Source organism: Citrobacter sp. RHB35-C17 (assembly GCF_013816795.1).
GTDB classification, from domain to species: Bacteria; Pseudomonadota; Gammaproteobacteria; order Enterobacterales; family Enterobacteriaceae; genus Citrobacter_A; species Citrobacter_A amalonaticus.
In genome coordinates this window covers 3,153,956-3,180,944 of record NZ_CP057150.1, presented here as the reverse complement: position 1 = coordinate 3,180,944, position 26,989 = coordinate 3,153,956, and the positions used below count along the sequence as shown (strand labels likewise).

Here is a 26,989-nt window from a genome sequence, read left to right as displayed (position 1 = left end):
AGATGAAAAAAACCGCGATAGCACTGCTGGCTCTGTTTGCCAGCGCGGCCAGTCTGGCGGCGACGCCGTGGCAGAAAATTACCCAGCCCGTGCCGGGCAGCGCACAGTCAATTGGTGGTTTCTCGAACGGCTGCATTGTGGGGGCGGACACGCTTCCCGTGCAGTCGGATCACTATCAGGTGATGCGCACCGATCAGCGCCGCTATTTTGGCCATCCCGATCTGGTGATGTTTATCCAGCGACTGAGTACGCAGGTGAGCAATCTGGGGTTGGGAACGGTGCTGATTGGCGATATGGGAATGCCCGCCGGTGGTCGATTTAACGGCGGACATGCCAGCCATCAGACCGGTCTGGATGTAGACATTTTCCTGCAGTTGCCAAAAACACGCTGGACTCAGGCGCAACTGTTGCGTCCCCAGGCGCTGGATTTGGTCGCCCGTGACGGTAAACATGTTGTGCCTTCGCTCTGGAAACCGGAAATCTCCAGCCTGATTAAGCTGGCGGCGAAAGATAACGACGTCACGCGTATTTTTGTGAATCCTGCCATAAAACAACAGCTCTGCCTGGATGCCGGTACCGATCGCGACTGGTTACGTAAAGTGCGACCCTGGTTCCAGCATCGTGCGCATATGCATGTCCGATTACGTTGCCCTGCCGACAGCCTTGAGTGCGAAGATCAACCTTTGCCTCCTCCGGGCGACGGTTGCGGCGCTGAGCTACAAAGTTGGTTTGAACCGCCAAAACCTGGAACAACAAAGCCTGAGAAGAAGACACCGCCTCCGTTGCCGCCTTCCTGCCAGGCGCTTCTGGATGAGCATGTACTCTAATGGATAATTTTGCGGACCTGTTTATGGTCTCTCCGCTGCTGTTGCTGGTGCTGTTTTTTGTGGCAATGTTGGCTGGATTTATCGACTCACTGGCGGGCGGCGGCGGCCTGTTGACCATCCCCGCGCTGATGGCGGCAGGGATGTCTCCCGCGCAGGCGCTGGCAACCAATAAACTGCAGGCCTGCGGCGGTTCGATTTCATCTTCAATTTATTTTATTCGCCGTAAAGTGGTGAACCTCGCCGAGCAAAAACTCAATATCGCGATGACGTTTATTGGTTCGATGAGCGGCGCACTGCTGGTGCAGCATGTGCAGTCAGGCGTGTTGCGACAGATCCTGCCTGTTCTGGTGATCTGCATTGGTCTCTACTTTTTGCTGATGCCGAAAGTGGGCGAGGAAGACAGACAGCGTCGCCTGTACGGTCTGCCGTTTGCCCTGGTGGCCGGTGGCTGCGTAGGCTTCTACGATGGTTTTTTTGGCCCGGCGGCAGGTTCATTTTACGCGCTGTCGTTTGTCATGCTGTGCGGCTATAACCTTGCTAAATCGACGGCTCACGCCAAGGTGCTGAATGCCACCTCCAATATTGGCGGCCTGCTGCTGTTTGTCATCGGCGGGAAAGTGATTTGGGCCACCGGATTTGTCATGCTGATCGGGCAATTTCTCGGGGCGCGGATGGGCTCCCGACTGGTACTAAGCAAAGGACAAAAGCTGATTCGGCCCATGATCGTCATTGTCTCGGCGGTGATGAGCATGAAACTTCTTTATGATAACCATGGACAGGAGATTCTCCACTGGCTGGGGATGAATTAATGAACAGTACGCACCGCTACGAACAATTGATTGAGATTTTTAACGGCTGCTTTGCCGATGATTTTAATACCCGTCTGATTAAAGGCGACGACGAACCGATCTATCTTCCTGCTGATACGGAGATCCCGTATCACCGGATTGTTTTTGCGCATGGCTTTTACGCCAGCGCATTGCATGAGATTTCGCACTGGTGCATTGCCGGAAAAGCGCGCCGCGAGCTGGTGGATTTCGGCTACTGGTATTGTCCGGACGGTCGCGATGCGGTGACACAGGGGCAGTTTGAAGATGTGGAAGTGAAACCGCAGGCATTCGACTGGTTGTTTTGCGTGGCGGCGGGATATCCGTTTAACGTCAGTTGCGACAACCTGGAAGGCGATTTTGAACCGGACCGCGTGGTGTTTCAGCGTCGGGTTCATGCACAGGTGATGACGTATCTGGAGGAGGGCATTCCCGAACGTCCGGCGCGCTTCATCAAAGCATTACAGAATTATTATCACACGCCTGAACTTACGGCGGAACAATTCCCGTGGCCAGAAGCGCTCAACTGAAGCCAGTGCCACGTTACAATGAGGAAAGAAGATGATCGCGGAGTTTGAATCACGCATTCTGGCATTAATCGACGACATGGTAGAGCATGCAAGCGATGATGAGCTGTTTGCCAGTGGATATTTGCGTGGCCACCTGACGTTAGCCGTCGCAGAACTGGAAGGTACTGATGACCATTCTGCTCAGGCCGTCTATGCCAACGTCACCCGCAGCCTGGAAAACGCTATCGGTGCCGGTGAGTTGTCGCCGCGCGATCAGGCGTTAGTCAAAGAGATGTGGGACGCGCTGTATCAGAAGGTGGCGCATCAAGGCGTTTAATAATGACTCAACAGAGGGTCAATTAGACATCTAAGCGAAAGTGTCTCATTGTGGGTCCGATAGTGAATTCTTTATTGGACCCAAATTCTGGCAGGTCGCAAAAAAACAAATCTATTTAAATATATTGCATTATATTATCTCATGTGTAATTTAATTTAAATTAATCAGAAACGCCTCAAAAAAAGAAGAAAAAACGCACGATATAATTCCCACAAATTCAAATCAATCGTTTTGATGAATTGTAATCTGACAATTCAATCCCCTTCGCTATATAAATATAATCTTAAAAAAAATCATAGGGTTATATTTTAGAAATCCAAAGTTCATAATGTTTCCAGCTTGAGCCATATACGAATTCAGGCTGCAGACTGTGTATACGCGCGACTAGCTATCAGGGTTGTTAGCTACTAAATGTATCATAATAGGGACTAAGAAAATGAATGAGCTACTCATCAAAGCTTATGTTAAGGGGTTAAATGGAGCCGGACGTGTCCATAACTACTTTAAAGATGAGCGAGGCGTGACAGCTGTAGAATATGCAATTGTACTTGCTGGCGTTGCAGCCGTAGTCGCAGTGATCTTCGGTAAAGATGGTACAGTACAGACGTTGTTAGAAAGTATTTTCAAAACGGTATCGCAACAGGTTTTGGATTCTATCACTTCATAATCAGCGTTGAGATAATGCGGGCAGGGAATATTCTGCCCGTACAGTTTAATAAAATAAGTATAAATAAATGGTGTGAAAACATCATTTTTTATGTGTAAGCAAAATATGGTAATCCCTTTGTAGACTTCGCAATCAGCAAAGTCCGTGCGGTAGCTATGTCCAAAATAAATGTATATCATGCACGCATTCCCCATTATACATTTACTTCAATTATAGTACTTAACTCTTATATTCAATATTATTCATAATATGCGAACAATGATGGTATCATAAATCATAGTTTGCGCATATAAATTATGACGTCACACTCATTAGCCTGATAACGTTGAGGATATCAATGAGCAAAAAATACTCATTAATAATTAATATTGCCATGATCGTTATTGGTATCATTGGTATGCTTTTTTATTATATGGCGAGCAAGAAACCCTTGGACAAGCCCCGTCAGGTGCAGAAAGTTGTACAAACAAAAGTAATTGAAGCACCAACGGAAAGTATTACCGTCGCCGTTGCGAAGAAAAATCTGAAAAAAGGGACGCGATTAACCTCTGGGGATTTTCAACTCGAAACCCTCAAGATAAAAGAGGGGGGGAATGAAAAAAGTACACTTTCAGTGGGCGATATTGATAACTGGATGCTGAAAAGTGATATTTCAGAAGGCGCAAAAATTCCCCAGGCAATTTTAGTTAAGCCAGGTAGCGAAGAATATATAAAAATGTCAGCAAAACCTGGAAGTATAGTCTACGGATTCTCTATTAAAAAAAATGATAGCTATCTCTTCAACAATGCGCAAGCTGGCGGCGGAGTAGATATTTATCTGGCCTATAATTTGAGAGTAACAAAAGACGAATCCGGAGAGATAAAGACCGCGCCAGTAACAGATGCAACGGATCATATTAATGGTCGGCATTTTAAAATGTTAATGAAAAATAAGAAGATACTGTCCATTCAAACAGTTACATCGAAAGTTAAAGCAGTAGTAAATGAACAAAACCCCATGATAAATGAAGGATATGTTTTAGTGGAGCTTACGCCTGCAGAAGTGATAATGCTAAAAGGTTTAGAGGATGCAAAACTGTATATTTTCCCTACGAGTGAAAATATTGCTGAATTTGATCCTGCTCATTCTGTCTTAGTGGGGGATGAAGGTCAGTGGCCGATTGATAATAGAAATATTTTATCGACAGCGGTTCAAAGTGCGACAACGATTCAAAATGACAGTGAGTTTATAAGAGAGTTTCGCGGTGAGAATAGTGCTAACAGTTCGATAAATAGCAAATAGCGCTAAAAGTATTAATAATACGGATGCTTAAAAATAAGGATAGATTTATGTCGAAAACAGCAAAAGTGCTCGTTTTATTTTGTTTATGTCCATTATTACTATCGTCTGCCTTTGGAGAAGATTTAACACTGAAGGAAGGGCAAGCAAAAAATATTTCATCGCAGCAGAAAATAGAGACTGTTTTCATCTCAAACCCAGAAGTTGCAGATTACAAAGTCATTGATAATAAAAAAATTGTCCTGTTCGCCAAGCAACCAGGTGTGGCTGATCTAACGATTTACGGAGTGAAAGGTAAAGTATTAAAAAAAATCAGCGTTGCCGTTGATGAAATCGGAAGCTCCCTGGCCCAAAAGGTGAATAAAAAATACCCTGGCACCAAAATTAGCATTGAGCGCTACATGAGTAAAGATAAGGCAACTTATATTATTCAAGGTGAAGTGGCGACAGAAGAATTAAGAGATGAGATCTATAACACTGTAGGTAGTCTTGTTGGCAGCGATAAAAAAGAAGAAGACGTCACCTGGAATGAAAGCTCGCAAGGCGGCGGCACGGGCGGCACCAAAATTGACCATTTAAGTAAAAAAAGATGGGACAATATCATCGATCGCATGACTGTACTATCATCGCCGCAACAGGTTAATGTGAAGTTAACCGTTGTTGAAGTGACTAAGCAATTCACCGATGCGTTGGGCATTGAATGGAGCAGCTTAACACTTGACAGTATCATCAACGGTGGGAGTACAGCAAACAGCGCGGGAGTCTTCAGCTTAATAGGCTTTAAAGGCGGATTTGATGCAGGAAACATTAGTACTGTTATCAACGCCGTCAAAAACGACAGCATTGCGAAAGTGTTAGCACAACCGAATTTAACCGTTCTCTCAGGAGAGTATGCCAGCTTTTTGGTAGGAGGGGAGATTCCAATTGTTGTCGACAGTGGTGGCAACAGTACGGCATCTGTGGAGTATAAGGAATACGGCATACGTCTTAATATTGGCGCAAAGGTGAATCGCACTGATAAAATCCGTCTTTTCATATCTAACGAATTAAGTAATGTTACAGGGAGCTACACTTACAACTCCTATGCTATCCCGACCATTAACACCAGAAGAACACAATCCACAATAGAATTAGCCGATGGAGATAGTTTTGTCATCGGTGGATTACTGACTGAAACTGACCGAGAGTCTTTATCTAAAGTGCCGTATGCTGGCGATATCCCAATCCTTGGGGCTTTTGCCCGCAGCTCACAGACTGAAAGAGAGAAGAGTGAGCTGGTCGTATTCGCAACTGTAAAATTAGTAAAACCATTTTCAGCAGAAAATAGCTATAAAATCCCCACTCCCCAATACCATAAAACTTCAGTAGACAAACTTTTCTTCAATGTCGGCGTTGCTGATGAACATACTAATAGACTAGAAGAAGACGCAAGAAGTTTCATTTCACGCGGTGGATTTATCCGATAAGGAACGGGAGGGGAAATGCTGGATCTTACTAAAATTAACAAAAGAAATATTGAAAATAAAAATAACAATTCCACCATTGGAACTGTTGCTGTCATCTCATCACGTAGTCATGTTTCTGCTGGGGTAATGACCCAAATACGCGTGAACGGCTGCCATGACATTATCCAGGTAAATAAATTTTTCAATGATATTATCGATGATAAAGAATTAACATCGTCAGAGTATCTCATCGTTGATATTGAAGATTTTAACGATGTAGACGCTATACAGCAAAAGATAAAATATCTCTTTCCAGCTGCAACGAAAAAAATATTTATTGGCGATGTTGATTCAATTACCTTCAGCAATGAGATGAAGCGAATTGGGGCTGTATATTTGCATCTTGATTCACAAATTACATTGCTCGGTGTAACATTGAAGAATTTTGAAACTGATGTTACAAGTGTGAGCTATACACAACGCATCAGTATCCTGGGCTGCAAAGGGGGAAGTGGAACTTCTTTTGTCGCATACCAGTTTTTTAGATCAATTTGTGGATTAAGTCATTTACCTGTATTGCTGGTTCAGGGGCATACAGGCACACCCGATCTTGATCTCATATCAGATACCGCTCTACAACATGACGGTGTAATATCCTATATTGACGCAAATCGCGGAATGAAGATTGCTACTGATGAAGAGCAATGGCAGTTTGATTCGGACGAATACAAAAATTATAATATTGTTGTTTTTGACCACAACGTTACAACACAGGTGAGAGATAAACTTGCCTACATTGTCCCTGGTTCCGATTTTATCTTTATTGTTGTAACCAGAGAACTCTCATCAGTACGCAATGCCCGTCTTATCATTGATGAATTAGAAAGAACAACCACCACGTCAGACAATCAGAAGAAAAATTCAAAAAACATTATCATTCTGAATGAAAATCATCATTCAAGGCCGAATGAGTTGAATAAGGAAGATATAGAAAATTACCTGGGTAAGAAAATTGACATTGTACACCCTTACATTAAAGATGTAAAAAAGACTGATAACAAATCAGAACTTTATTTCTTTACGGCCAAAATGTTGGGTAAAAATATGAAAGGTGAGAAATCTGATGGCAATAAGAAAGGTCTATCACTATTTTCAATATTTAATAAGAAGAAAAATAATTAATGACCAGGTTATCATCGTGGCTATCCCTCGTCAAGGCACTATATTAATCATGGGCCTTATATGAATAAATCAATTTCCTTTATCTATTTCAGACAAGAAGTACTTAAAAACATAGATCTGGAACAAATTGAAAGTATCAAAGAAAACCGTGCGGAACTCATTAACGAAGTTAATACGGTTATTCGTAATGTTATTAATAACAATCGCACAGAGAATTATCTCTCTGCACCGGAGCGACAGGAGCTGTGTGAGTTAGTTGTTGATGAAATTACTGGCTATGGTCCATTGCGCGAGTTAATGGAAGATGAGTCGATTAGCGATATATTGGTCAACGGCCCGGATCGTATCTTTGTAGAACGTAAAGGTCGCCTGGAACTCTCTGATAAGCAGTTCATCAATAATGAGCAGTTAACAGATATTGCCCGACGTTTGGTGGGTAAAGTAGGAAGGCGAATTGATGACGCGCAACCGCTTGTGGATGCGCGTATGCCTGATGGTAGCCGACTCAACGTAGTTATTTCTCCAATATCTATTGATGGCACTTCAATGTCCATTCGTAAATTTGGTAAGGGAAATATAACTCTGGGAGAGCTAATCAAATATGGCAGTATGAATGAAATGATGGCTAATTTCCTGGTAATTGCAAGTCGCTGTAGAGTCAATATCATTGTCTCCGGGGGGACAGGCTCGGGTAAAACAACTCTACTAAATGCGATGTCCCAATATGTTGACGAAACTGAACGTGTCTTGACACTTGAAGATGCAGCGGAACTTCGTTTACAACAAGCACATGTATTAAGACTAGAAACGCGATTGGCAGGTTCAGAAAACCAAGGGCAAATCACGATGCGAAATTTGGTTATCAACTCACTTCGTATGCGCCCGGATCGTATTATTATTGGGGAATGCCGCGGACCTGAAGCCTTCGAAATGCTGCAGGCAATGAACACCGGACATGATGGTTCTATGTCAACGCTGCATGCAAATAACCCGCGTGATGCATTAGCTCGTCTTGAGAGCATGGTAATGATGGCCAATTCAGCATTACCCCTAGTAGCAATACGGAGAAATATTTCAACTGCTGTGAATATCATTGTTCAAGCTTCACGTCTTCCCGATGGGTCCAGAAAAGTAATAAATATATCCGAAGTCATGGGGATGGAAGGTGAGAATATTATTCTACAGGATATCTTTTCTTATGCTGCTAATCCTGAAAGAGATAATAATGGTATGATCACGGGTACGTTTACATGTAACGGTCTTTTGCAGCGGTCAGCAGTTTATCGGCAAGCTTTAATTCATGGTTATCTTGATCCGTTACGGCAACTATTTGGGAATAAAGTCTCATGATAATGGCAATGATTTTTATTGTTATCTCTATTTGTGGCGTTCTTCAAATATATTTATCGTTAAAAAAAACGAAAGAAATAAAAGGAAAAATACTCTCAACGAACATCATTGCCAGCCAGGAAGTAGCAAATAAAAAACAACCATTCAAAGATTCAATGGCAGGAGTTTTTATTTTTATTGAAAAGCTTCATGCTAATCTAATTGGAAAAAAAAACGAGCACATTTTTAAGCATGTAGCGATAATACTGGTGGCATGTGCCGCAGCATTATATGTAAACATGGAATATCTGAATTTCAGCAATGTTGTAATAACAAATATAACGTTACTTGCTACCATCTATATTTTGTATATGCGACAAGTAAAAAAGTACCGGCGAGAGTTTGAGAGGGATTTCTCCGAGGCACTCAATATAATTAATAGCGCGGTACGAGTAGGGCGCCCGGTATTGCAGGGCTTTGAAGAATGCTCGCGGGTGATAGACAGCGATTTCGGAAGAGAGTTCAAACGTATTCTCATGCGACTGGATATCGGAGATGATCCTGAGCGCATATTTATGGATTCTTACGAAAAATTTCCCTATAGTGAATATTTTTCATTCGTTATTACGGTACTTATAAATATGAAAGGCGGAGGGCAAGTTAGCGAAGTGATGTCTCGCCTGACAATGTTAATCTCAGCAAGTAAGACGTTGGACAGAAAAAAAATCGCAATGACTGCTGAGGCAAGAATGTCGGTTAAAGCACTTGTCATTATTCCTGTCTTTTTTTTCTTTTTCTTGAAATTTGTGGCACCAGATAACTTTGAAATTCTTATTGGAACAGATGCAGGGAAATATATTCTTTATTACGCATTAACAAGTATATTAATAGGGCTATTTATCGTTTGGTCTATGATGAATAAGGTTGGGTGAAATGATATATATTATTTCTTTTATTGTTTTTCTGACTGGAATGAGAAGTATATTACTCCTTATTTATCGCAAGCAGCGAGCTAATAAAGTTAAGAAGTTAATCAATTTTTCTAAAGTAGATAGTAATAAAAAGAATATATTAACATATGGAACAAATTTGATAGAGACGCAACTGGATAAAACATTCAAGAAAAATAGTAAACTTGTTTCAATTTCATCGGAGTTAGATAAGAATGTTAAAGTTAAGGCATTTTTATTTGTTGTGATAGCTTCACCAGTGCTCATAGCGAATTATATGGGATGGATGAAGCTTGATAATCAGATGCTAATGATTGTACTGTTAGCTATACTCGGAGTGATTGTTATCGTACCTTCGAGAGTGCAAACAGCTATTTCTCAGCGGCGATTTAGAAGAATATCTAATGACATTCCTTACTGTATAGATCTTTTAGCCGTATGCATCCAGTCAGGTATGACAGTCGAAGCTTCGCTTGCTTATATTTCTCATAAGATGGAAGTGATCAATAAAGATCTGTCTTCGTTGCTTATCCGCACTGTTTTGAGAGCTGATGTTAGTGGCATTAACGCTGCACTTGAACAACTTTCAGGTGAAGTGGTTAATGAAGAAGTAAGAATGATGTGTTCAGCATTATTGCAGAGCACAAAATTTGGCTCGTCGATATATGCTGTACTTATAGATTTATCTAAAGAAATTAGACAGATGCAATTACTTGCAATGGAAGAAAAAGTTGCAGCACTTTCTGCAAAGATGACATTCCCAATGATTGCTTTTATTCTCTTTCCCCTGATCGCAATTGTTGCCGGTCCGGGCCTGATTAAGATGACTTCGACATGGTAAAAAGATTATTACCCCTATTAATGCTTGCTGTGCTATCTGGCTGTACAGGTGGACCTACGAATGCATCTGATGAAGAACAAAAGGAATATATCCTAACTCAACTGAATGATTATCAAGGGCTTATTGAGATATACAGAAATAAACTCAGTGTTAAAGATAATGATGATGAACGATACTATCTATCACAGCTATATAATAAAATTGGCGACTATAACTCATCAAATATTTATCTGGCACCATTGGTAGAAAAAAAAGGAAGTAAAGAATATTTACTGCTTAAGACACAGAATCTGCTTGAGTTAGGAAAGGAAAATGAAGCCCAGGCCATTCTAAATGAAATGCTTGCACATGATGACTCAAACGGGGAATTATGGAATTTACAGGGTATTTTACTGGCTCAAACAGGAGACTATCTTAAGGCAACGTTATCTTTTGAAAAAGCAAGAGGGCTTTTTTATGATGAAGAGGTCGTCGTCAATAATCTGGCCATGATGGCTATTCTGCAAGGAGATTATATTACGGCAAGAAATTATCTTCTCCCTCTGTATTCCAGGAAAGAATATAAACCACAAACTGCGTATAACCTAGCCTATGCTCTGGTAAAATCCGATGATTACGAGAGTGCGAAAAAAATTATTATTGATGATAAACTCTCAACATCACAACCTGATGCGCTAATTGCATCTTTGGCAAAATTATCACCGCGAGAACATTTTAAAATAGAAGGACAAAAAAACGATGTTGCAGTGACTGCAAGCACAAGCGTTGGCCTTAATCAAAATAAGCCCCTGACAATACCTGTATCGGATATGCAGAATAATATAAAATCTGATGATTCCTCTCAACTGGTGAACAGTGGAATATCCCAGAATTGTACATTTGATAAAAGTATATCTGATGCTGTCCTTCCTTTTGCTGGAGAAATACCACATGCTAAATTAATAGCCAATGTGACATCTGCCAGTATTCCGGGTGGCGATAGAATTGCTCTTTATTCTGCCTACCCACTTAATTATAGTGTGATGCCCAAACGTTATGACAATATAGTCGAAATAGAGATATTTAACGCTCAGCCTATGAAACGTATTTATGATTCGCTCCTCGCAAATATACAAAAACGGCAAAATATTAAAAAAATAGAAATCATGAATAATGGCAATGGGAACTCGAAACTGCAAATAGTAACTAACAAATGTATTACAACTAAAAGTGTTTCACGTTTATCAGTTAACGGTCAATATAAAGAGAAAGTAATAGTTGATATTAACTATTAGTATATTGCTTACTTAATCTTCTCGCTTATGCTTGCGAGGCTGTAGATTGTCTGTCCTGGATATTTAAGAGTTAATAGTCATAGTGCACTCTTTTACTGTCAATATTATTGGGGTAAAGAGTGAATGGAGCGAGTATGGAACATAAAATTAATAATTTGCTTGATACCTTATCTGGGATTGATGGAGTTCTGGGCGTTGCTTTAATAGATAACACAATTAAAGAAATCGTACACAGCAAAAATATCAATGATAGGTTTGGTTTTTTGAGTACAGGTATGAGTGATATTATCAGGGCGAATATAAAATTCAGTAAACTCTCTGCGCAACAAAAGACTATGGAAGATATATTAATTACCTATAGTGATGATATATTTCTTTTAAAACAAGTTCCTGAAGCAGCAAAATATTTTATTTTTATTCGTATTGCACGTGATGCAAATATTGCATTAACTCGCCTGCGATTAAATGAAAAATTTTCTAATTTGTCTGTGCAATAATCTTTTAAAGTTATTGTTGCATACAGTCCAGGTAATTTGCTTTATCGGAAAGCAAATTGGTGTTGAAAAATTTACGATGGTTAATGACGATGGATAAAATTATGTTACCGTTTGGTATGAATGACGTTGAGTCTGACCCCTCCGAGCCAGAATTAGAAGCGCATGATCAATCCGATTCGATGGAACAGCATAGCGATACAGATGTTAATACTATATCTGATTTTTTGACCAATGAATTAAAAGCCGAGCTTGAACGCTTCTCTGAGGGAAATGCAGTATTAAAAAATTTGCTCATATCTACAGCAGATGGCTTTGAAATTGCCTCTCTTCTTACGCCAGGCTATGAACTCCATATTCGAAAAGTATCAGCATTAACCAGTTCCCTGCTGGGGATCAGCTCTGCGATGTTAACTGAAGTGGGGGGCGGTGAGCAAAATGCCGTTTTTATGGAGAGCGACCAAAACATGATTCTTTTTAATCGCATCCCGGCCGCACAGAAGATGTTATGTTTGATGGCAATAACATCAAAAGATGAGTCAATAGGTCAAATTTTCTGGCGTGTAAGGCAGCTTTCGGAAAATATAATTGAGATTTGTAATAAACATTTATAAACACGGTGAGGTAATGTAATGAATAGTTCGTTTAGCTTTGAAGCCGCAGTAGGCTTGTGCGCTTCTGATTTTATCAGCGGTTTTATTTCAGCGAAGCCTGTCATTGAATCGCGTGAGAATATTACGGTAAATCGAATTTCACAGCTTCATGAGATGGTATCACAGATCAGAAAAGACCTTTTAGATAAAATGTCTGATGAACCTGTCGAGAGAATAGATTATTGCCTAAAGAAGGCTATTTATCTTACTCGTGCTGATATTACCTGTGGTGTTATTGCAATTGAACCGATTCTTTGCGATCGTGACACGCTGATCCGTGACACAATTAGTAACTATTTCAGTATGATATGGTCTCTGTTCGAAAAACACGACATTCGACTCATTAAGAATGAAAGTATTACAGTTTGTCACCAGCAAATTTCTTCAGCAGAAGTAGCTGTTAAACATCAGGATGTGGTTATTCCTGTGTATCACAAAATGAAGAGTGCTAAGAAGAAAAAGGGTAAAAGGTGATTTCTCTTTTTTATTTTGTCTGAAAGCAAATTGTCATGGTATGAACTAATGATCTTATTGCAGAGAGGTTTGATAGTATTAATTGCCCTTCAATTGATATATTGTTGTTATACGGACATTTTTGAGAGGAAAATTAGAAATAAAGTGGTTTTTTCTATTTTGCTTCTCTCGCTTCTTCTCTCATTCGTCGTACAAGATATTAATATAAAAATTCCTCTCTCTATTATGATTATTGGATTTTTCATAAATCTTTTTGGGGTAATAGGTGCCGGGGATATAAAACTAATCGCATCTTTATCTTTTAGCATTCCAGCCAGTCAATTTATTGACTTTGCAGTTTTTGTCAGTTTACCAGGCGTATTTTGTGCGCTTTCAATCTTATTGTTCACTCGATGTGTACTACATCATAATGAAACCTCTGTCCCATTTGGTGTTGCGATTACTATTGGTTATATCATGACCATGTGGAGGTTTGTTTATTAAAATGTCAAGACTCAGAAGATTATTTGCAGAGGAAGATGGTGCTGCAGCAATCGAATTTGCATTTGTTATCGTGCCATTCATTGTTTCTATTCTTTTTATAATGGAGTTGTGCCGTGTAATTTTTATCATGGCTTCTCTGGACGCTCTCCTGGCAAATAGTGGGAATGCGTCAGCAAATATACAGGATCCCTCAAATCCGGATTTGGTACATGAGTATTTTCAAAATGCAATCAATGAAAGTGCCAACGGGTGGGCTTTATTGACTTTAGGTAAAGAGGTTGAAATAAAGACTGAAATAGCTTCATGTGGTTATGACCACAATGAAAAGGAACCATTTGTTAATTGTAGTGAACTGAGTAACACGAAAAATCCAATTTCCATATATAAAATTGAAGTTCCCTATGAACCGCTATTTTTTGTGTTCCCTGTTGATATTATGCAGGAAAAAATGACTCGCCGAATTGTCTATATACAAGAGACCAATATTGACAGAAGCTTTAAGGATGGTTATTAACGGGAGCGATGTTTGCGCTTTGTGAATCAGTGAACTATTTAGCAAATAATAAACGCTTGCATTAATAATTTTTCTGGTGCAGAAGGTGCGAAAATACTTAGAGCAAGTTTTCATACGTATCATGATAACAATAAATAAAAACAGTTTTACCTATAAATTAGACATAATCACTCTTGTTAAGTGAATCCTCTATATACAGGATGTTGCGATGAAACGTTACGGTTTATGGAAAAGATTATATTCTGAGAAAGGAACCTCAAGCATCGAGTTTGCTTTTTATTTACTGATTTTCGCGTTGATGTGCGGATTCCTGATTGATATGAGTTTTTCACTCATTAAAAAAAGCCATATGGAGCGCGTTAATTATTCATTAACAATGATTTTTCGTGAGCGAAACGGTCTGTTTGGTGGCGGTAACGCTTCCGATATTAGCAAAAGCGATCTGGATACCTTAAAAGCAACGCTGGACGAGATGTTGCGCCAAAAAGATGGTTCCGTCGAGCCCTATCAGCTCGGTATACAAATTCTACAGCCTATAGCCCAACAATGTAGTATTCAAAGTAGTATTCAAAGTAGTCGCCTAAATAATTGCCCAAGCTCGCATCCCGTTAAACCAGACGGGCCACTTTCAAGATATACATCAACCTCTTTTAATACCATGTTCATTGAGGGTTGTGATGTTACACGTAAGTATTCCCGTCGTGAGGATCTTGCGAAGCTTTCGGTCTGGGGTCATCGCCCGGATAGATCTCCTGACGCTGATCAAGATTGGTTTCCGGTTTATGAAGTGATTTTGTGTGTTCCCGGAGCAGAAAGTTATTTTAATCGAGCTTTGGGCATCTTTAATAAGGACCTCGGTAGTCTTTATATTCGAAATGTCGCGCTGCCGCGGTAAACAAAGCTATCATTTCTGCTGGTAACTCAGGTAGATATAAAATGAAATATTTAATCAAACGATTTTTGTTATTCATTATTTGCAGGGAAGGCGCTGTAACAATAAGTTATGCGCTTATGTTGCCTACGCTTATCGGTTTCTTTTCATTAGCAATTGATGGGGCTCGATTTATCACTGAGCGGTCTCGTTTATCAGATGCTATTAATCAGGGCGTCTATTCAATTGCGATGTCATATGACAGTGACGATAAAAATGCAGATGCTGAAAAAACAGTAATGTATTTATCTTATTATCTCCCTGGTGAGGAAATAGACAAAAACAAAGTCTATATAAATGTTGATAAAGAAAAGGATAAAAATGGTAAGGTGGTGTCGACAGATTTTTCCTTAGATTCTGATATCATCACCCATCCGTTACTTTCTTTATACAAAGAGGGTTATAGTGGTTTTCATTCGAACATAACTTTGCATGGCGGGCGGTCGTCGGGTCATATCCGCAAATCACTTGAAGATCTTTCCGTCCCTGCAGATTATACGTTTGTACTCGACTTTTCAGGTTCTATGAATAGTAGTTCAGCAGAGAGAGGCTACACTCGTATTGCATTATTAAAAAAAGTGTTTACCGATCTTGGTAACCGAATATTCGATAATGACAATGGTAGTACGATTGGTATTGTACCGTTCTCTACGGGAATTCCTGCCGTATTAGACAAGACAAATTACGCGAGTGCAACAAGTAAAGAGGTTGGGTGTACTTATATTGGAAAGCTTCAGGATAAGTATTCAGGGTTAGACTGGAGTTTTTGGTATAACAAACAACCACCGGAACGCACGACAGGTAATACCTTTATAAACAATACAGACGCCTATCTTAATAGTTATTATAAGGATGTAATCGCGAAAGCCAATGGTTATACGACAACCTCTGCGGAGACATGGTTAATTGATGAGGGGTATTGTAGAAAAGATAGTGGCAAGTTAACCTGTGATGCAGATCCTAATTCTGATATTCATAACCTAGATAATTATGAGGAATTTACCAATAATTTTAATAAATTTAATTTGCTAACAGCATCAGTAAGTAAATATAATTCTATCGCTAATATTGAAACAATGGATTACGAAGGTACAGTTGCAGACGATTATCTATTTACCGATGATAATGTTGTAACTTTTATTAATTATCTGAATGCTCCCTCGAATTCTGATCCTTCTGCTCATGTTATTCCTTTTGAGTCCCTTTGTGCCTACGCTACTTCGTGGACCCGTGACCATGCAAATGTTGCTAAATTTATCAGAACCATCGAAAAGCCCAATTACTATCTGGTGGAGCTTACAGATAACCGTTCCATAATAGACAATTTTAACAACATGGGACCTCCAGGTGGGGGGACGGATAGTATTAGTGGATTATTAAGAGCCGTGCCACTCATCACCAAAGGCAAAAATGACGTTAAAATGATATTTGTCATCTCTGATGGTGAGGATGATACCTATTCAAAGAAAAATAGAAAGACACTAATGGATACATATCATCTCTGTGATGTAATCAGAAACGGTCTTAAAAAATATCCTGCTGGAACGACGACGACAGATGTGGAAATATATTATATCTCTTTAATAAGTAATGGTTCTGATTTAGACTGGCAAAACTCTTGTGTCGGTCCTGGACACGCTTTTATAGCAACTAATTACGATGCGCTTTATGATGTCATTGCCGGAGCGATGGCAAGAGAAACGACCCGCTATGTAAACCCGGATGAATAGTCAAAATTCCCGTAGTGCAAATAAACGTCGCTACATTTTTCTCTATTTTCTGAAAGGGTTTGAGAATGTTTGACTTGCCCGCTATTACGGCACAATGCGGTGCGGAAGTGTACACTGAGGCTATACATCGAATTATCAGCGTTGAGTCTTCTTTTAACCCTTATGCCATAGGCGTGGTGGGGGGAAGACTGGCTCGTCAGCCTGTAAATAAGGAAGAGGCTATTGTTACTGCACGCTATCTTGCTAACGCTGGTTGGAATTTTTCAATGGGGCTAGCGCAGATAAATCGGTATAATTTGTCCAGATATGCCCTTGATTATGAAACTGTATTTGAACCGTGTTCAAATCTCCGCGCTGCGGCTTCTATTTATCAGGAATGTTACGATCGCGCGTTAAAAGTATCTGATGCGGAAACCGCCCGGCTGAAAGCGTTCTCTTGTTACTACAGTGGTAACTTTAGTCGGGGTTTCATTGCCGATGCTGGAGGAAGTTCCAGCTATGTGCAACGGATTGCAAATGTGAAGATGGATAATCAGGTAATCAATAACGTGCTGCCTATACCTGTGTTAGGGCACGGAGGTAAGGATAGCCATACTGCTTCGAGCCAACACAAAGGAACACGAGGTGAGTCGAATAAGAATACTGTTGATTCACGACGTATGCGAAGCCTTAATTCTCATCATGATGCAGCTCAGGGAATTAAACAGCTAAGAGGTGATTAATGGGTAAAGCATGGATTTCAGAACAATTTTTAATTCTTTTTTGGGAAAATCAGTAACTCTTGCCTGAATTGTATCTTACCTATTCAATCTACTCATCGTTTAAATGGAACTATATTATTATAAGCATATCTTAGTTCTATTGTTTGCCATGTTTTTTTACTCTGATGAATATTATGCACATGACCTTTTGGAAGGGCGGTTTATATTCATGTGTCGATGGTGTATTATAATGCTGGCAATTTTTTCTGGTTATTTCCTTTTTTATGCTTATAATGTATTTCATACGGTGAGCCTCTGAATGTTGCAAAAACACACTAATTTGCTATCTGGTGTTTTTATATATGAATGAATTAAAAATAGTGTTCGTGGGTCCAACAGGGGCTGGTAAAACGACAGCCATAAATGCAGTTAGTGAAATATCTGTTGTGAGCACGGAGGTTATGCGTTCCTCATTAGATACAGAGTCTTTGAATAGTCAGCTGGTTCCAAAGAAGACAGTCACTGTTGGCATTGATTATGGTGAGTTTAGCTTTAACAATGATACCCGTGTGAGACTCTATGGTGTCCCTGGTCAGATGAGGTTCGAGTTTCTCTGGGAGTTTATGAGTAAAGGATCAAGAGGCACTGTAATACTTTTTGATATTACCAGCAAGACATTTACAGATGAAATTAATTTTTTCATCAATAGGTTTCGTGATGTGTTGTTGACCAGTAAATGTATTGTAGGAATTAGTAAGTATAGTGAGTCTTATTCCGATAGAGTCATTGAAATATTAGATTTAATTAATGATTCAAATGTTCCTGTTATTGCTGTTGATATCAGGAATAAGGAGGATGTACTGAAGTTATTGGCGTTGTTGATCGAGTAGTTTTATTGGAATTAATCTATTTTTTTATAAAGGACTTATCATGAGTAATATTTCTGAATCATTAAATTCGCTGATGCAGGTTTCTGGTGCGATCGTCGCTTCTGTTGTTGACTCTAATAGCGGTATGATGCTAGGTCAGGCTGGCTCAGGCATTAACCTGGAACTGGCTTCTGCAGGTAACACCGAAGTAGTGCGTGCAAAAATGAAAACGATGGAAACCCTTAAGCTCAACGATAAAATTGATGATATTCTGATTACATTAGGTAAACAGTATCATATTATTTGCCCTATTGATAAGAATCCAGGGCTTTTTATCTATTTTGTTCTTGATAAGGCGAAAGCTAACTTAGCCTTGGCTCGTCACCATGTAAAAGAAGTTGAGTCCCAGTTAGTTGTATGATTATTGATTGAGTAAAGAGTTTTGTCATTGTCATACTATGTCAATGACTGTAGGCTCAACAAATTCATTAATACCCTACCGGCATTTTGCTTGTAGGGTATTTTATTGTTTTATGTTTATAAAAACATTCATTATGAATAATATACTTATGGGAAACAGTTGATAAATAATTTTCTATGACGTCAGCATTTCTAATGCATGAGATTTAAAAGGATGCGGTTTATTATGGGAATGGGGAATGAGAGTTGGTCTTTTTTAGCAGCATTGCTTTATTTGTCTGCTTTCTTTTTTTTCTTTAAAAGCCACAGTCGAGGTATCGCCGGCTCGATCATTGCTACCTGTTTTATCCTTATTACAATAATTTTTAGTTTATTGACAGGGTGCTATTTAGTCGCTAACTGGTTTACGGGTATAGGTTTTGATGATTCTGTTTTCTACCATCTTCGATTCGGCGTCGAAGGGGGAGATTTTAGTGATTTTTACTTTTTAATATTTTACTTCTTATTGTCGCAAGCTTTTTTTGCAGTTCTTATTATTATCTATTTTAGGTCTTTTTTAAAAAGCAAAAATACCAAATTCAAAATTGTGCCGGTGGTTGAAGGCATGATAATGGTGTTATGCGCATTCTTTTGTACTCCTGCGACCTCAAATTTAATTTCGTATTCGTTGACATCGCAATCATCAGGTGATTTTTCTGATTATTTTATAAAGCCGCAAGTCATATCATCGACTCAAAAGCCTAAGAATATCATTTATTTTTATCTGGAGAGTCTGGAAGGGAATTATATGGATGAAAGTCTTTTCCCTGGATTACTTCCTGAGTTGCATAAAATTGAAAAGGATAGCGTTACATTCACTAACATTGGTCAAACTATTGGTAGCAGTTGGACAATGGCCGGAATGGTTTCCAGTCAATGTGGTTTGCCGTTATTATCTGTGTTCACCAATGATAATTTCCAGATGAATAATTTTATGCCCAATGCCGTATGTTTAGGGGATATTTTAAAATCGAAAGGCTATCACCTGGAGTTTATGGGCGGAGCCGAAACTGAATTCGCAGGAAAAGGGCAGTTTTATAAGGATCATGGTTTTTCTGATGTGAAAGGTAGGAAAGAGTTTATTGATCAACATGTAGCCAAAGATTACATAAACAACTGGGGGCTGTATGATGATACCCTTTACGAACAATTACTGACGCGCGTTGCTTCTTTGCGACAGGCCCAGGCGCCCTGGGGACTCTTTTCAATCAATATCGGAACCCATCAGCCGGAAGGGTATCTGGCACACGAATGCGCGACTATGAAGTATGGTGATGGTCATGATCATCTGCTGAATGCGGCGCATTGTACCGATTTCCTTATTGGTAAAGTGTATCAGTCCTTGAAGAAGAAAGGTCTTCTGGATGATACGTTACTGGTTTTTGGTTCAGATCATCTCGCTCCAGTAATGGTAAAGACACTAGAGACGTTGAAGAAGAAGGAGCGCCATAATTTATTGATGATCACTGGCGCGGGTATCAAACCAACTCAAAATCCTCGTCATGGTACAACTCTTGATGTTTCTCCGACCATTCTCAATTATCTGAACTATGGTTCTCACCCTGTAGGGCTTGGCCGTGATTTAAATGGCAATATGGCGACGCTCGCGGAAGATTTCTCGGGGCAAATGTTCCTGGACAGAAAACTGCTTTCCTGGCGAACGACTATTGATATGGCATTCTGGGGTTACCCTGATATTAATGGCAGCGTTGAAATTGATTCCCACAAAAAGCAAGTTAAGGTAGGCGATAAGTCATTTAAGATCCCTTCTCTTATCCGTTACACGAAAACCGGTAAAATAGAAGATGTTGTCTTTAGCAGCGATAATATCATCTCTGTCGGGAATAACAGCTATCTTCCCGCTTTTTTCCTTGTGAATCTTATTAGCAACAATCAAATGTTTTTGTGGATAGATACTTGTCGTGAGTTATCAACACTGAATCCTGAGTTGCGTAGTTTTGGCAATCAGTATTGCTATTACAATGGTTCTCTGGCTTCCGTTCATTCGACATCAGGTCTTATTTCTAAAACACCCATGGCAGTTAAGGTCAATCTGAATGAAGATAATGCTTATTCTTCCTCACGAGCGAATGATTTACGTAATGCGCTGAAGGATAAAAATCTAATGGTCTGGACAGAGACGCTGTTAAAATCTGAAAAAACACATAGTTTTCCGCCTGTTAATATCATGTCTGCCGGACATCATTCACTTATTCAGCCTTCAATACTTGCTAACCGCTTTCTGGAAGGCGATGGTTTGTTTTTGACCCGTTTTACGTATACAAATCTCCCTTCGGTGGGGGTTACCATCTACCCGGAAGTCATTGGAAAACTGGCGGTTTGCGATAAAAAACAGGGGGGAATCTCCCTTTCCCGGATGATTAAAGATGCCTCGCCTGCAAAAGGAAAAACGAATCTGTTTTATGCCATTATGGGTAATGTTGATCCGGAGTGTTCAAAAGGGGTTGCTAACCGCATTGATCTCGATTTGCCTCAGTTCGCTGCATTGACTGCGGAGAAGCCTTATATCGCTATTCTTGATGATAATCTGAGGCCTCTTACTGAGAACGCTGGTCGTCCTGATCAGTCTATAGCCATACAGGTCAAGTTTAATGATGATGAATAACCGCACGAGTCAGCGTAATGCTTGAGCCGTTTACCGCGTAAAGCTACATGATACGCCTGCGTTGACTGCTTTAAGACGAGGCGTATTGATACCTTCTACGCGATATGGTCTGTTCTCGTTGGGTTTAGCTCATCATGCCGGAACTGATTTGATGGGCTACTCAACAGGCCGACCTTTCAGGAGTTTACGGATCCACAGTCGATTCGGGTTCAGTGCAGCCAGTGTCAATTTGTCGAGGGGAAGAGGTTCACTGCTCATTTGGGAAGCCAGAATTTCAGCTGCAAGTGGCCCAGAACAAAGTCCGCGAGCACCCAGGGCACCAATCATATACAGGTCCGGATAATATGGGGCTAAAACGGCATCTTTAGTCTGTTCATTGAGTGTTGCATAGCATGAAAGCGTCGACGCGTAGTCCGGAACGCTTCCTACCATCGGTAAATGATCGCGGGTGGCACAACGCACGCCGCAGCGAGCATCTTTGCCGCTCACATCGACTTCTTTGGCCCAGTCTACTGCCGGGAAGCAGTCAATCAGGCGCTGCCTATTTTGCTGCTGATCGTCTTCCCGATACTGCGTCTCTTCGCTGCCGCGATGGTAGCTGGCGCCGATACAGTGTTGTTGATTCGTCGGATTTTGCGGCGTCAGATAACCGTCATAGCACAGCACCTGACGGATCCCGGAAAGCGCTGGCGTCGTCGGAATATGACTGACCTGGCCGGCGACAGCGTAGACGGGTAACGGCTGCGTTTGGGCAAAATGGTTAATCTGATGACCATTGGCCAGCACTACCGCGGCATGTTCTGCGTGACTGCCGTGCGTAAAGTGCAGATCCCAGCCGGAAGCTGAACGGTGAAGAGCTGCCAGAGAGTGTTGGTAATGGCAGCGTAGCCCCTGCTTTTCCGCGAGTTTCAGCACGGCAGCGGTCAGTTGCGCCGGGCACAGCCAACCGCCTTGCGGATAGGTTATGCCACCGCACCCAGTGTCTACCCCGGTAAGTTTTTGTGCCTGGGTAATATCCACCGCACTTGCCAGCGCAGACGGCAATGCCAGCGACAGCATTTGTTGGATCTTGTGCTGGCTCTTGTCGTCATAGCCAAACTGCGTGACGCCACACCAGTCATGATCAAATTCTACGGGCAGGGCGTCATACAAGCGACGGGCAAAGGTAAATGCCGCCGGGAAGAAAAGGGTGAGCGCCGAGTCGTGCTTGCTGAGCAGGGGATAAAGTGCTCCCTGACGGTTGCCGGATGCGCCCAGGGCGGGGGCGTCATCGGCACAATAGAGTGTCACTTGCCAGCCCCGGCGTAACAACGAAAGCGAAAGCAGTGCACTGGCGATCCCGCCGCCAATGATTGCGACGTCACGTTTTTCGCTTCCCTGACGAGCAAACCACGGCGTTGAGGACGGGATTTTCAGCGTCTGTTCCATGGTTCCGCGCAGCATTTCGCGCTTGCGGCCAAAACCTTTGCATTTCTGCATAGTAAAGCCGGCATCCTGCAAACCACGACGAACAAATCCCGCAGATGTAAAGGTTGCCAGCGTACCGCCAGGACGAGCCAGACGCGCCATGGCGTTAAACAGATTTTGCGTCCACATGTCCGGATTTTTGGCCGGGGCGAAGCCGTCGAGAAACCAGGCGTCAACTTTTTGATTCAGGCTGTCGTCGAGTTGATCGGTGAGTTCATTAATATCGCCAAACCAGAGGTCGAGCGTGACGCGTCCTTCTTCCAGCAGCAGGCGGTGGCAACCCGCCAGCGGCAACGGCCACTGGGCCTGAAGTTGCCCGGCAAATTCGGCCAACTCCGGCCAGTGCTGATGCGCCGCTGTGAGATCGTCACGACTCAACGGAAATTTTTCAAAACTGATGAAATGTAATCTTTGTAGCGTAGCATCGGGCTGAGTGGCGCGAAATGCGGCGAACGCCTGCCAGAGCGTGAGAAAGTTCAGACCCGTGCCGAAGCCGCTCTCAGCCACCACAAACAACGGGCGAGGATGTTCCACAAAGCGTTCAGCGATCCGGTTGCCTCCGAGGAAGACATAGCGCGTCTCTTCCAGACCGTTGTCGTTGGAAAAGTAGACGTCGTCAAAATCTCGGGAAACAGGTGTACCCTCAGCGTTGAATTCGAGGTTGGCGGGTTGTATAGCGTATTGTTTCACGTAAGTTACTCGTCTGACAGGCAGTGTCACGATATTAGCGATGTGTGCCAGGCGGCGCAAATTTCAGTATAAATTGGCTGATCGGACTTGTTCGGCGTACAAGTGTACGCTATTGTGCCAATCGAAACTTACTATAGTGCGACTGACAGAGGTATTGAATGAAACGTGCAGTGATTACTGGCTTGGGCATTGTTTCCAGCATCGGTAATAACCAGCAGGAAGTCCTGGCATCTCTGCGTGAAGGACGTTCAGGGATCACTTTTTCTGAAGAGTTTAAAGATGCGGGAATGCGCAGCCACGTATGGGGTAACGTCAAACTGGACACCACTGGTTTGATCGACCGTAAAGTGGTGCGTTTCATGAACGATGCCTCTATTTATGCCTATCTCTCCATGCGTGAAGCTATCGCAGACGCTGGTCTGAGCGAAGAGGTTTATCAGAATAACCCGCGCGTTGGCCTGATTGCAGGTTCCGGTGGATCGTCTAAAGCGCAGGTTTTCGGTGCTGACGCCATGCGCAGCCCGCGTGGTCTGAAAGCAGTTGGCCCGTATGTGGTCACCAAAGCGATGGGCTCTGCCGTTTCGGCCTGCCTCGCTACACCGTTTAAAATCCACGGCGTAAACTATTCGATTAGCTCGGCCTGCGCGACGTCTTCTCACTGCATCGGCAATGCGGTTGAACAAATTCAACTGGGTAAACAGGACATCGTATTTGCGGGCGGCGGCGAAGAGCTGGGCTGGGAAATGGCCTGTGAGTTCGACGCGATGGGAGCACTGTCCACCAAATATAACGATCAGCCTGCTAAAGCTTCCCGTACCTATGACGCGCACCGTGATGGTTTTGTTATCGCGGGTGGCGGCGGTATGGTGGTGGTTGAAGAACTGGAACACGCCCTGGCGCGTGGCGCGCATATCTACGCGGAAATCGTGGGCTACGGCGCGACCTCTGATGGCGCGGATATGGTGGCTCCGTCCGGCGAAGGCGCAGTGCGCTGCATGCAGATGGCGATGCACGGTGTAGATACGCCGATCGACTATCTGAACTCCCACGGTACTTCAACGCCGGTGGGCGACGTGAAAGAGCTGGGCGCGATTCGCGAAGTGTTTGGCGATAAGAGTCCTGCGATCTCTGCAACCAAAGCGATGACAGGTCACTCTCTTGGCGCCGCGGGCGTACAGGAAGCAATTTACTCTCTGTTGATGCTGGAGCATGGCTTTATTGCACCGAGCATCAATATCGAAGAGATGGACGAGCAGGCTGCAGGCCTGAACATCGTGACCGAAACTGTCGATTGCGAACTAAACACCGTTATGTCTAACAGCTTCGGTTTCGGCGGTACTAACGCCACGCTGGTGATGCGTAAGCTGAAAGCGTAAGACAATTATTGACGGAAAAGGGAGCCATAAGGCTCCCTTTTTACTTTTTAAGCGGTTCGTATTCCGGCGCAATTTCTGCTGACCACGCCCTGGCACGGGCAATGGCACCGGCGCTGTAAATGGGATGTTCAAACTGGTTTCCGACATCCCTGACACGATAGATTTTCCAGTGTTTTTCTTCCCAACGCGTATAGACCTCCAGTTGAACGGGCGCTATGTTGGCGGGTCCACCCAGTTTGACATCCACTTTTTCGCCGCCGAGGAAGGGACGTGCTTGTCCAACCTGTAACAGTGGGATCCACTCAGGGGCATAATCCTGCACATACATAAAGTAGTCTGAGTCGACGATGTCTTGCTCATAATAGCTATCGATCAACGTCAGGCGATCGATAACCTCTTTAGTAACATAACGTTGCATTACCCCGCGGGTATCTTGAGGCTTATCTGGTGCATCGATAAATGCCGCCATCCACGCGAGATAGAATTGTTTAACGTCTTCTGTGCTGTCGTGCCGGGGCGTGGAACAACTGCAAAGCAGCAGGACAAGTGCTAAAAAAGAGAAGGCTCTCATCGCTATTTCCTGTAGATGATATAGGCCGGTTTTGCCGCCCGGTAACCAGGGCCTGCCCACATGTCGCGTTGTCTGAAATCTGAGTACCACTCTGAACCGTCGTAAATCGCCATATGACCGCTGGGGTTTCCACCGGAATAGGGTTGAATCACGATGACATCACCCGCCTGAGGAGACTCATAGGCACCAATCGGGACAAAACCGGCGTTTTTTAGCATTGGGCCATAATCCTTGGCGTGGTTAGTGTTGCCAAGTAAGACGCCTCCCGCCAGGATCGCTTTACGGGTAAATTCTGCGCAGCGGCTTTGTGAATGCGCGCCTGCATGAGATTTTGCATAACTCACGGCGGCTGTTTTATCCCAACTCATAATAACCTCTGTTAGTGATACGCGTAATAAATTACGAGAAGCATTAACAATATCTATTCGGTCAGGTGTAACTTTTAATGCTATTTTTATCCGTAAGGTTTTTTTTATTTATTAGTCATTCTCGCGGGTGATTAAATATATCTGAAATATACGCTCATATTATTTTTTAAGGCACTCGGCAGCAGATTCTGTCGGCAGGTTGATATAACGGGTTGGCCAAATTTTTTCTGGCGTGGTTTCCAGCGCGTTAGCGATAATTTGTTCGGCGCGAGGCCAGCTACGAGTAAAGACGTTACGCAGCGAGTCTGGTGATAAACCTGCTGCGCGTGAAAGTTCCCTGAGTGTTATTCCCTTTTTTTCGAGTGCGCTTTTAATATCTGCACGATGCCAGTCTTGGCTTTTTTCTCTCATTCTGTAATCCTACGAAGATGTGTTATCGGCGCCGATATTTTTTACGGTTTTAAATGACTGTGACAAAAGAAGGTGTTTTTCTTTTGTCGGATTATTTTCCCACAATAACCCTGAAATTTCGCGCAAAAAAGAAAATTTATTATTATTTCATTGGGGAAAGGAACGAAACGATGTCTAAAGAATGGCTCACGGTACAGGAATGTATTGGTCTGCCGGGTTTTCCCGGTAGCGTTCCCGCTGTTCGTAGTCGACTCAACATCCTGAGTACGGGTAAAGAAGGCGTTAAGCGCAAACGCAGAAAATCGAAGGCATGGGAATACCATATTTCGATTCTCCCCGTGTATGTTCGTCCTTATGTTGCAGACAGCGACCCGGAATCTGCGCGAAATGATGCCTCGGCCTGGGAAGCGGAACCGAAAGAGATTTGGGATATGATGTTCAGACTCCTGACGCCTGAACAGCAGCAGCAGGTGACTTATCTGTTTGGCACGAAAGGGATTGGAGCGGTCCTTCCTTCGCTTTTCGACAATAATCCCCCGTACTGAGCACACGGTACGGTTTGCGGTTGACAACATTAGTCACTCGCAGGCAGACTTCAGGCCCATCATTATCTTCCGGATAATGCGTAAGCGTTTGACGTTATCCAACGCACCTTAATCCTGACGGTCAGGTGGAGGGGGCGTGGCGTTTCCTCGCCTTACTCTG

Annotated in this window: 28 protein-coding genes; 24 read left to right on the top strand and 4 right to left on the bottom strand. The window is 42.4% G+C overall.

Annotated elements, in window-relative coordinates; translation table 11 throughout:
- Window positions 1–2 precede the first annotated feature (2 nt).
- The 22 genes from mepA to HVZ37_RS15025 all read left to right on the top strand — a co-directional run bounded on the left by mepA (window position 3) and on the right by HVZ37_RS15025 (window position 21,401).
- Window positions 3–827, top strand: a complete 825-nt coding sequence (gene mepA / locus HVZ37_RS15135) for a penicillin-insensitive murein endopeptidase (RefSeq protein WP_044258456.1) — start codon at window positions 3–5, stop codon at window positions 825–827.
- Entirely contained in the window at window positions 827–1,636 is an 810-nt protein-coding gene (locus HVZ37_RS15130; RefSeq protein ID WP_042999967.1) for a sulfite exporter TauE/SafE family protein, read from the top strand. The genes mepA and HVZ37_RS15130 overlap by 1 nt, the downstream gene beginning before the upstream one ends.
- Complete coding sequence (locus HVZ37_RS15125) at window positions 1,636–2,184, top strand: elongation factor P hydroxylase (RefSeq protein WP_044258458.1); 549 nt, start codon at window positions 1,636–1,638, stop codon at window positions 2,182–2,184. The genes HVZ37_RS15130 and HVZ37_RS15125 overlap by 1 nt, the downstream gene beginning before the upstream one ends.
- A gap of 31 nt (window positions 2,185–2,215) precedes the next feature.
- Entirely contained in the window at window positions 2,216–2,500 is a 285-nt protein-coding gene (locus tag HVZ37_RS15120) for a YfcL family protein (protein ID WP_042999969.1), read from the top strand.
- A 436-nt stretch (window positions 2,501–2,936) separates the two neighbouring features.
- Entirely contained in the window at window positions 2,937–3,167 is a 231-nt protein-coding gene (locus HVZ37_RS15115) for a Flp family type IVb pilin (RefSeq protein ID WP_042999970.1), read from the top strand.
- 337 nt (window positions 3,168–3,504) lie between these two features.
- Complete coding sequence (locus HVZ37_RS15110; RefSeq protein ID WP_044269105.1) at window positions 3,505–4,449, top strand: hypothetical protein; 945 nt, start codon at window positions 3,505–3,507, stop codon at window positions 4,447–4,449.
- 47 nt (window positions 4,450–4,496) lie between these two features.
- Window positions 4,497–5,912 (top strand): pilus assembly protein N-terminal domain-containing protein, encoded by a 1,416-nt coding sequence (locus HVZ37_RS15105; RefSeq protein ID WP_109740443.1) that lies wholly within the window; start codon window positions 4,497–4,499, stop codon window positions 5,910–5,912.
- A 15-nt stretch (window positions 5,913–5,927) separates the two neighbouring features.
- A complete protein-coding gene (locus tag HVZ37_RS15100) occupies window positions 5,928–7,073 on the top strand; it encodes a hypothetical protein (RefSeq protein WP_125340017.1) in 1,146 nt (381 codons plus the stop codon).
- Between the two features lie 60 nt (window positions 7,074–7,133).
- The gene (locus tag HVZ37_RS15095) at window positions 7,134–8,423 is read left to right on the top strand and encodes a CpaF family protein (RefSeq protein ID WP_042999974.1); all 1,290 of its coding nucleotides are present in this window, start codon (window positions 7,134–7,136) and stop codon (window positions 8,421–8,423) included.
- Window positions 8,424–8,431: 8 nt separating this feature from the next.
- Window positions 8,432–9,334 (top strand): type II secretion system F family protein, encoded by a 903-nt coding sequence (locus HVZ37_RS15090; protein WP_181627661.1) that lies wholly within the window; start codon window positions 8,432–8,434, stop codon window positions 9,332–9,334.
- 1 nt (window position 9,335) lies between these two features.
- Window positions 9,336–10,193, top strand: a complete 858-nt coding sequence (locus tag HVZ37_RS15085; RefSeq protein WP_054175949.1) for a type II secretion system F family protein — start codon at window positions 9,336–9,338, stop codon at window positions 10,191–10,193.
- The gene (locus tag HVZ37_RS15080) at window positions 10,187–11,467 is read left to right on the top strand and encodes a hypothetical protein (RefSeq protein WP_181627660.1); all 1,281 of its coding nucleotides are present in this window, start codon (window positions 10,187–10,189) and stop codon (window positions 11,465–11,467) included. The genes HVZ37_RS15085 and HVZ37_RS15080 overlap by 7 nt, the downstream gene beginning before the upstream one ends.
- Window positions 11,468–11,601: 134 nt before the next feature.
- Window positions 11,602–11,964 (top strand): hypothetical protein, encoded by a 363-nt coding sequence (locus HVZ37_RS15075; protein WP_042999976.1) that lies wholly within the window; start codon window positions 11,602–11,604, stop codon window positions 11,962–11,964.
- Between the two features lie 89 nt (window positions 11,965–12,053).
- The gene (locus HVZ37_RS15070; RefSeq protein WP_130098102.1) at window positions 12,054–12,575 is read left to right on the top strand and encodes a hypothetical protein; all 522 of its coding nucleotides are present in this window, start codon (window positions 12,054–12,056) and stop codon (window positions 12,573–12,575) included.
- An 18-nt stretch (window positions 12,576–12,593) separates the two neighbouring features.
- Window positions 12,594–13,088, top strand: a complete 495-nt coding sequence (locus tag HVZ37_RS15065) for a hypothetical protein (protein ID WP_099434010.1) — start codon at window positions 12,594–12,596, stop codon at window positions 13,086–13,088.
- 484 nt (window positions 13,089–13,572) lie between these two features.
- A complete protein-coding gene (locus HVZ37_RS15055; protein WP_099434008.1) occupies window positions 13,573–14,085 on the top strand; it encodes a TadE/TadG family type IV pilus assembly protein in 513 nt (170 codons plus the stop codon).
- Between the two features lie 208 nt (window positions 14,086–14,293).
- A complete protein-coding gene (gene tadF / locus HVZ37_RS15050; protein WP_099434007.1) occupies window positions 14,294–14,980 on the top strand; it encodes a tight adherence pilus pseudopilin TadF in 687 nt (228 codons plus the stop codon).
- A 41-nt stretch (window positions 14,981–15,021) separates the two neighbouring features.
- The gene (locus HVZ37_RS15045; protein ID WP_181627659.1) at window positions 15,022–16,746 is read left to right on the top strand and encodes a VWA domain-containing protein; all 1,725 of its coding nucleotides are present in this window, start codon (window positions 15,022–15,024) and stop codon (window positions 16,744–16,746) included.
- Window positions 16,747–16,811: 65 nt separating this feature from the next.
- Complete coding sequence (locus HVZ37_RS15040; RefSeq protein WP_090049611.1) at window positions 16,812–17,468, top strand: lytic transglycosylase domain-containing protein; 657 nt, start codon at window positions 16,812–16,814, stop codon at window positions 17,466–17,468.
- 341 nt (window positions 17,469–17,809) lie between these two features.
- On the top strand, window positions 17,810–18,337 hold the full coding sequence (locus HVZ37_RS15035) for an ATP/GTP-binding protein (protein WP_042999984.1): 528 nt from the start codon (window positions 17,810–17,812) through the stop codon (window positions 18,335–18,337).
- Between the two features lie 40 nt (window positions 18,338–18,377).
- Window positions 18,378–18,737 (top strand): hypothetical protein, encoded by a 360-nt coding sequence (locus tag HVZ37_RS15030; RefSeq protein WP_042999985.1) that lies wholly within the window; start codon window positions 18,378–18,380, stop codon window positions 18,735–18,737.
- Window positions 18,738–18,962: 225 nt separating this feature from the next.
- Window positions 18,963–21,401, top strand: a complete 2,439-nt coding sequence (locus HVZ37_RS15025) for a sulfatase-like hydrolase/transferase (protein WP_181627658.1) — start codon at window positions 18,963–18,965, stop codon at window positions 21,399–21,401.
- 156 nt (window positions 21,402–21,557) lie between these two features.
- On the opposite strand, the gene mnmC is transcribed toward HVZ37_RS15025, so the two are convergent.
- Window positions 21,558–23,558: a bifunctional tRNA (5-methylaminomethyl-2-thiouridine)(34)-methyltransferase MnmD/FAD-dependent 5-carboxymethylaminomethyl-2-thiouridine(34) oxidoreductase MnmC gene (gene mnmC / locus HVZ37_RS15020; RefSeq protein ID WP_181627657.1), complete on the bottom strand. Its 2,001-nt coding sequence runs from the start codon at window positions 23,556–23,558 to the stop codon at window positions 21,558–21,560.
- 158 nt (window positions 23,559–23,716) lie between these two features.
- Here mnmC and fabB point away from each other — a divergent pair, with 158 nt between their 5' ends.
- Entirely contained in the window at window positions 23,717–24,934 is a 1,218-nt protein-coding gene (fabB, locus tag HVZ37_RS15015; RefSeq protein WP_044258478.1) for a beta-ketoacyl-ACP synthase I, read from the top strand.
- A 40-nt stretch (window positions 24,935–24,974) separates the two neighbouring features.
- Here the strand turns inward: fabB and HVZ37_RS15010 are convergent, their stop codons facing one another.
- The 3 genes from HVZ37_RS15010 to HVZ37_RS15000 form a co-directional block, all read right to left on the bottom strand.
- Window positions 24,975–25,505 (bottom strand): YbjP/YqhG family protein, encoded by a 531-nt coding sequence (locus HVZ37_RS15010; protein ID WP_181627656.1) that lies wholly within the window; start codon window positions 25,503–25,505, stop codon window positions 24,975–24,977.
- Window positions 25,506–25,507: 2 nt separating this feature from the next.
- Window positions 25,508–25,873, bottom strand: a complete 366-nt coding sequence (locus HVZ37_RS15005) for a hypothetical protein (RefSeq protein WP_044258479.1) — start codon at window positions 25,871–25,873, stop codon at window positions 25,508–25,510.
- Window positions 25,874–26,032: 159 nt separating this feature from the next.
- Window positions 26,033–26,284 carry a helix-turn-helix domain-containing protein gene (locus HVZ37_RS15000; protein ID WP_044266272.1) on the bottom strand — a complete coding sequence of 84 codons (252 nt, stop codon included), beginning with the start codon at window positions 26,282–26,284 and terminating at the stop codon, window positions 26,033–26,035.
- A 170-nt stretch (window positions 26,285–26,454) separates the two neighbouring features.
- On the opposite strand from HVZ37_RS15000, the gene HVZ37_RS14995 reads away from it, so the two are divergent.
- Window positions 26,455–26,829: a DNA-binding protein gene (locus HVZ37_RS14995; protein ID WP_044258484.1), complete on the top strand. Its 375-nt coding sequence runs from the start codon at window positions 26,455–26,457 to the stop codon at window positions 26,827–26,829.
- The last annotated feature ends 160 nt before the right edge of the window (window positions 26,830–26,989 follow it).

Coding starts and splice junctions, on each gene's coding strand:
- HVZ37_RS15090 (WP_181627661.1), top strand. CDS start 8,432: ATGATTTTTATTGTTATCTCTATTTGTGGCGTTCTTCAAATATATTTA.
- HVZ37_RS15025 (WP_181627658.1), top strand. CDS start 18,963: ATGGGAATGGGGAATGAGAGTTGGTCTTTTTTAGCAGCATTGCTTTAT.
- tadF (WP_099434007.1), top strand. CDS start 14,294: ATGAAACGTTACGGTTTATGGAAAAGATTATATTCTGAGAAAGGAACC.
- HVZ37_RS15035 (WP_042999984.1), top strand. CDS start 17,810: ATGAATGAATTAAAAATAGTGTTCGTGGGTCCAACAGGGGCTGGTAAA.
- HVZ37_RS15075 (WP_042999976.1), top strand. CDS start 11,602: ATGGAACATAAAATTAATAATTTGCTTGATACCTTATCTGGGATTGAT.
- HVZ37_RS15085 (WP_054175949.1), top strand. CDS start 9,336: ATGATATATATTATTTCTTTTATTGTTTTTCTGACTGGAATGAGAAGT.
- HVZ37_RS15070 (WP_130098102.1), top strand. CDS start 12,054: ATGGATAAAATTATGTTACCGTTTGGTATGAATGACGTTGAGTCTGAC.
- mepA (WP_044258456.1), top strand. CDS start 3: ATGAAAAAAACCGCGATAGCACTGCTGGCTCTGTTTGCCAGCGCGGCC.
- HVZ37_RS15100 (WP_125340017.1), top strand. CDS start 5,928: ATGCTGGATCTTACTAAAATTAACAAAAGAAATATTGAAAATAAAAAT.
- HVZ37_RS15045 (WP_181627659.1), top strand. CDS start 15,022: ATGAAATATTTAATCAAACGATTTTTGTTATTCATTATTTGCAGGGAA.
- HVZ37_RS15125 (WP_044258458.1), top strand. CDS start 1,636: ATGAACAGTACGCACCGCTACGAACAATTGATTGAGATTTTTAACGGC.
- fabB (WP_044258478.1), top strand. CDS start 23,717: ATGAAACGTGCAGTGATTACTGGCTTGGGCATTGTTTCCAGCATCGGT.
- HVZ37_RS15110 (WP_044269105.1), top strand. CDS start 3,505: ATGAGCAAAAAATACTCATTAATAATTAATATTGCCATGATCGTTATT.
- HVZ37_RS15030 (WP_042999985.1), top strand. CDS start 18,378: ATGAGTAATATTTCTGAATCATTAAATTCGCTGATGCAGGTTTCTGGT.
- HVZ37_RS14995 (WP_044258484.1), top strand. CDS start 26,455: ATGTCTAAAGAATGGCTCACGGTACAGGAATGTATTGGTCTGCCGGGT.
- HVZ37_RS15065 (WP_099434010.1), top strand. CDS start 12,594: ATGAATAGTTCGTTTAGCTTTGAAGCCGCAGTAGGCTTGTGCGCTTCT.
- HVZ37_RS15120 (WP_042999969.1), top strand. CDS start 2,216: ATGATCGCGGAGTTTGAATCACGCATTCTGGCATTAATCGACGACATG.
- HVZ37_RS15095 (WP_042999974.1), top strand. CDS start 7,134: ATGAATAAATCAATTTCCTTTATCTATTTCAGACAAGAAGTACTTAAA.
- HVZ37_RS15080 (WP_181627660.1), top strand. CDS start 10,187: ATGGTAAAAAGATTATTACCCCTATTAATGCTTGCTGTGCTATCTGGC.
- HVZ37_RS15130 (WP_042999967.1), top strand. CDS start 827: ATGGATAATTTTGCGGACCTGTTTATGGTCTCTCCGCTGCTGTTGCTG.
- HVZ37_RS15115 (WP_042999970.1), top strand. CDS start 2,937: ATGAATGAGCTACTCATCAAAGCTTATGTTAAGGGGTTAAATGGAGCC.
- HVZ37_RS15040 (WP_090049611.1), top strand. CDS start 16,812: ATGTTTGACTTGCCCGCTATTACGGCACAATGCGGTGCGGAAGTGTAC.
- HVZ37_RS15055 (WP_099434008.1), top strand. CDS start 13,573: ATGTCAAGACTCAGAAGATTATTTGCAGAGGAAGATGGTGCTGCAGCA.
- HVZ37_RS15105 (WP_109740443.1), top strand. CDS start 4,497: ATGTCGAAAACAGCAAAAGTGCTCGTTTTATTTTGTTTATGTCCATTA.
- HVZ37_RS15010 (WP_181627656.1), bottom strand. CDS start 25,505: ATGAGAGCCTTCTCTTTTTTAGCACTTGTCCTGCTGCTTTGCAGTTGT.
- HVZ37_RS15000 (WP_044266272.1), bottom strand. CDS start 26,284: ATGAGAGAAAAAAGCCAAGACTGGCATCGTGCAGATATTAAAAGCGCA.
- HVZ37_RS15005 (WP_044258479.1), bottom strand. CDS start 25,873: ATGAGTTGGGATAAAACAGCCGCCGTGAGTTATGCAAAATCTCATGCA.